Annotated in this window: 4 protein-coding genes and 1 pseudogene; all 5 read right to left on the bottom strand. The window is 69.0% G+C overall.

From position 1 onward, the window contains the following. Positions 1–241: pseudogene (locus tag ACFPFQ_RS42230) on the bottom strand (hypothetical protein); the annotation flags it as partial. 44 nt (positions 242–285) lie between these two features. Next, positions 286–1,185 (bottom strand): hypothetical protein, encoded by a 900-nt coding sequence (locus ACFPFQ_RS42225; RefSeq protein WP_379628901.1) that lies wholly within the window; start codon positions 1,183–1,185, stop codon positions 286–288. Positions 1,186–1,558: 373 nt separating this feature from the next. Continuing rightward, entirely contained in the window at positions 1,559–1,786 is a 228-nt protein-coding gene (locus ACFPFQ_RS42220; RefSeq protein WP_379628900.1) for a hypothetical protein, read from the bottom strand. An 86-nt stretch (positions 1,787–1,872) separates the two neighbouring features. Then, complete coding sequence (locus ACFPFQ_RS42215; protein WP_379628899.1) at positions 1,873–3,039, bottom strand: hypothetical protein; 1,167 nt, start codon at positions 3,037–3,039, stop codon at positions 1,873–1,875. A gap of 56 nt (positions 3,040–3,095) precedes the next feature. Then, entirely contained in the window at positions 3,096–4,292 is a 1,197-nt protein-coding gene (locus tag ACFPFQ_RS42210) for a formate hydrogenase (protein WP_379628898.1), read from the bottom strand. Positions 4,293–4,400 lie beyond the last annotated feature (108 nt).

Genomic DNA, 4,400 nt, shown 5'->3' with positions numbered 1-4,400 from the left:
CCCCGCACGAGCCAGGGTGGGGCCAGATCAGACCATCACAGTGGGGCCAGATGGGGTTGTCATTCTCAAAGGTGCCGGCGTCCACGAGTTGGCGGGTCAGCCGCTGCCACTCCGCCGCAGACCCGTCACACCACAGCACCTGATCGGGGGTGGTCAGCTCGGCGATCTCGCGCACCCACTGCAGCAGCTTACGGTGGGTGGTGGGTGCCGGGTCGAGCCCGGAAATGGGTACTGCGGTCATGGGGCTCTCCTCACGAACGCGAGCGTCACCGCCCACGTCCGCAGTCATCGCGGGTGGGGGTGCTGATCGCGGTGTATGAGCACCGGGTTGGCAACCGCTGCGAGGACCGGACCCGACACCGCCGAAGCCGACAGAGCGGGATCTGACAGGGCTATATCTGACAGTGCGGGATCTGACAGTGCGGGCAGGAGTTGGCCGGGTGGGGTGCGTTGCGCCAGGGCGTGTGCACAGGCCAGGCAATCGGGGAGGGCCGGTGGGTGGCCGCGTTGGTCAGCCATGGCGAGCAGGTACGGCAGGGCCACTAGCGCGGTGCTGGGGTCGTCGATGGCGATGATCGGAGTGCGCGAGGTCCCTGCAGCAGTGGCCTCGCCGCACCGTCGCGTGGCGCCGATCAGATCGATGACCAGCGCGCCGCGGCGGGTCAGCGTCGACAGCGGGAAGTTGTGCGCGTCATCGATGCCCCATCGGTCGATCTCGCCGATCCCGGCCGCGGCCGCGAGCGCTACCAGCAGCGGGTTGTGTTCTGCACCCACGATCACCACACGCCCCGCGGCGGGAGGAATTCCCCGGCGGTCCAAGCTGCTCAACATCGCGGCGGTCAGCGCGATCGCGGTGGTCTGCCGGTCGGTGATCACCGTGAAGGTGCCGGCCAGCGCGACCTGAGCAGCAGCAGCTCGAGCTGGGTTCGTGAGGGTGAGGTAGACCCCGGAGAAGTCGGGTGCGACGCGACGGAGATCAGCGATCAGCTCGTCGGTGTCCTCGGCCGTGACCAGCAGCGCGGTCGCGGCGATCCCGGCGTGCTCGCGCAGCAGTGCCGCCGTGCCCAGCAACCCGCTCAACAGGGTCGATCCGGGTTCTCGGTGAAAATCGCTCGCGTCGCTGACCACCGCCACGCGCTGGGCAGCGGCGGCGGGGCCTACGTCGGCGGGGGCTGCGGCTCTCACGAAGAGCGGGTCGTGTCCGGGGTGGGAGATGTCGGGCGAAGGGGGGTCGCTCGCCGCTGCACCTGCGCGTCCTGGGTCGGATCGCGGTCCAGCTGCGTCCAGCACGCCGCCGCGTCCACCGCGATGCCCTGGCCGCGTGTCCTCGCCGCGTTCCGTCGCGGCACCAGCCTGGGCGCCGCGGTGGAGGTGGCCCGGGTGGATGTCGCTGCGGACCTGGTCGTCATCTCACCGAGACCGGCCTCTTGCAGGAGTGCGGGGAGGGACTCGGCCACGAGCGCCTCGGTCAGCGGCGCCAGCGTACTCAGCGGCGGATCGGTGTCGGATCGCTGCGCTGCGGAGCCCGGCAGGGGTGAGTCCGGGGGGCTGCTTCGCTTCACCGCGATCCGCCCTCGGCCGGTGACGTCAGCAGCGAGCGGTCGACCCACGCGCTGACATCGATGCCGTGGCGGGTGGCCATCTCGACCAGATCTTCCAGTCGGGCGCGGTGCAGGGTTGCCTCATAGGGCAGACCGGCTTGGGTGGCGAGCCCGAGGTTGTGCTGGACCGTCTCGATCTGTGCGTGCAGCTCTCCGATCACGACCGTCATCCCCTTCCGCCGCATGAGCACAATGATGTCTGCACTTACGAAATTGTGCAAGTCCTGGACGCTAGTGCGTGCCCGGACGCACATGGTGGTGAGGGCGTTCGTCATCCGCCCGCGTGGGGACGCCACTGGAAATGCGGCGGCCAATTGTCGGGATCTTCCGCAGTGAGCGTGACGTGGATGGAGTGGGCGACGGCGGCGGCGATCGACTGGGCGCCCGCGGTGGGGATCGGGCCACCAGCGGAAGTGTCGTCCGGGCGACGTCGCGGTGGCATGGCGCGCACTACTGCTTCGGCGCACATCTGGTAGATGCCCAGCCCGAGGGGCACTGCTCCAGCGGGGTGCTCGGCAACGGCGCGGAGCAGCCCCGGCGCGATGAGCGTTCGGGGTTCGAGGCCGTGGAGGGTGATGACCGATCCTTCGGGACGGTCGAGATCGAACTCGGTGGTCCCGGCCCGGGTAGCCCCGGCCGGGTTGCCGGATGGGTCCTCCCGGGACAGGTCGATCACGACGTCGGCGTCACGAGCGGCGCGGTGCAGCGGGAACCAGGCTGCGTCGGGGGCGTTCCACAGGGAGATGTCGGAAAATCCGCTGCCGACCAACATCGGGGACAGGATGGGCATGCGGAGGGCTTCGGCGATCAGGATCCTGCTGCGGTAGGGGTCGCGACCCAGTCGGCGCAGGTAGAGCAGGGCAGCTGCGGTCAGCGCGGTCGCGGTGGCGTCCTCGTCAGTGAGCACCGGCGCTCCGCCTGCCTGTTCCACGAGGCGTTGCACGGTGCGCGCTCGTGACAGGTCCGTGCGCGTCAGGTAGATCGCAGCAGCCGGGTCGGGGAGCTGCAGGATCTTCGCCGCGAACTCATGCGCGGTATCCCCTTCGGAGGCGGTCTGGACGGTGGCGGGGACCCCGGCCAGTTGTCGGATGAGGGTGGCGTCGGCGGCTAGCGCTGCCTGCAGCACCTGGGCCGGCGACGCGGGTGGATTGGTGGTGTTCAGGCGGGGCGCGTCGGGGTCGGGTCCGGGTGCGGTGCCGTCGCCAACGACCAGGATGTGACGCAGCGCCGAGGCCTCAGCGTTCCCAGATGCGTCGCCGCCGGTCGCACCACGAAAGTTCACGGCGTGGGTTCGTGACGTCGGCACGTCCGGTGCCCAGCAGCGGCAGTCGCTGCGGTGGCGGTGGAAGTGGTGGCGGCGGCAGTGCCCGTGCCGGCGTCGGTCGGCCGGCAACAAACCGCTGCTATCAACAGTCCGTGCATGTGCAAACTCCTGCAAGTCTTCGGCGTGGGTGTCCGCGTGCGAGATTCCTGGTCTCGCGGGGTTCTGGGTCGCTACAGGTCGTTGCCGGCGTAGGAGAGGTTGAAACTCTTGTTGACCAGCGGGAAGTCCGGGACGATCGTGTCGGCCAACGCGACCGGTAGTGCCGGCCAGTTCAGGAAGCTCGGATCAACGACCTTGACCCGGGTCAGCCGGTCGTCGGGACCGATTTCGACGCGGTGCACGATCGTGCCGCGCCAGCCCTCGACGATCCCGACACCCGACATCCCTGCCCCCGGCATCACCACATCCGACCTCCCGGCCTCGGCGGCGGGCGGGAAGAGCGCCTGGGGCTGCGGTGCTGCTGCGGTGCCCAGGTCGCCGCGGAGGTGTGCGGTGAGCGTGGTCAGAATGCTGACGGAGTCAATGATCTCCTCGGCGCGGGCCGCGAAGCGGGCCAGCACGTCGCCACCGGTGTGGGTGTGGGTGAGGCGGGGGAACCGGGCGCTCAGCGCGGGGTGGTCGTGACGGGCGTCCACGGCGAGGCCGCTGGCCCGGGCGACGTAGCCCAGGACGCCGATGTCGCGGGCTTGCTCCGTGGTCAGTACGGCGGTTCCCGTGAAGCGGTCGCGGACCACGCTGTGCTCGAGAGCAAGGTCGACAATCTCGGCGACGTCGGCGGCGATGGCCGCGAGCACGTTCGGGTCGGGTAGCGCGCGCAGGACCGTGGCACCGGGGCGGATCGCGCCGCGCAGCAGGCGGTGCCCCGTGACCTGGTCATTGATCCGCAAGAGTTGTTCGCGGATGCGCTGGGCGTGGGTGTTGAGGATGGGGTGAGCAACGTCGTTGCACAGCGCACCGATGTCGGTGATGTGGTTGTAGAGCCGTTCGAGCTCGAGCAGCACTGCGCGTCGTCGTGCGACGTCCTCGGTCACCGGCATCGATCGGGCGTCCTCGATGGCCTGACAGAACGCGAGGGTGTGCCCGACGGAGGTGTCACCGCTGATGCGTTCGGCCAGTTCCACACCGTGCTCGGGGGTGCGGTTCTGGAAGAGTTTCTCGATGCCGCGGTGGACGAACCACAGTCGCGCTTTGAGGTTGAGGATGGTCTCTCCGACCACGGAGAACCGGAAATGGCCAGGTTCGATCATGCCGGCATGAACAGGGCCGACCGGGATCTCATAGACCCCGGGGCCTTCCACGGTGCGGAACGGATAGGGGCCGTCCACGTCGCCGAACGCAGGTGGGCCTTGACCCCTGATCTTGGACACGCTGAATCCAGCACCTTGCTGGGGAAGCGAGATGATCCAGATCATGGCCCGCAAGAACTACTCCGAGGAGTTTCGTCGGCAGGCCGTTGACTTGTACGAGTCCACTCC

The sequence above is a fragment of the Pseudonocardia sp. GCM10023141 genome (genome assembly GCF_042653605.1).
The sequence above is the reverse complement of the archived record's forward strand: the minus strand, read 5'-3'. Positions and strand labels throughout refer to the sequence as shown.

What these genes read in the sequence shown, in the direction of transcription:
- ACFPFQ_RS42220 (WP_379628900.1), bottom strand. Translation starts at nt 1,786, where the DNA reads ATGCGGCGGAAGGGGATGACGGTCGTGATCGGAGAGCTGCACGCACAG.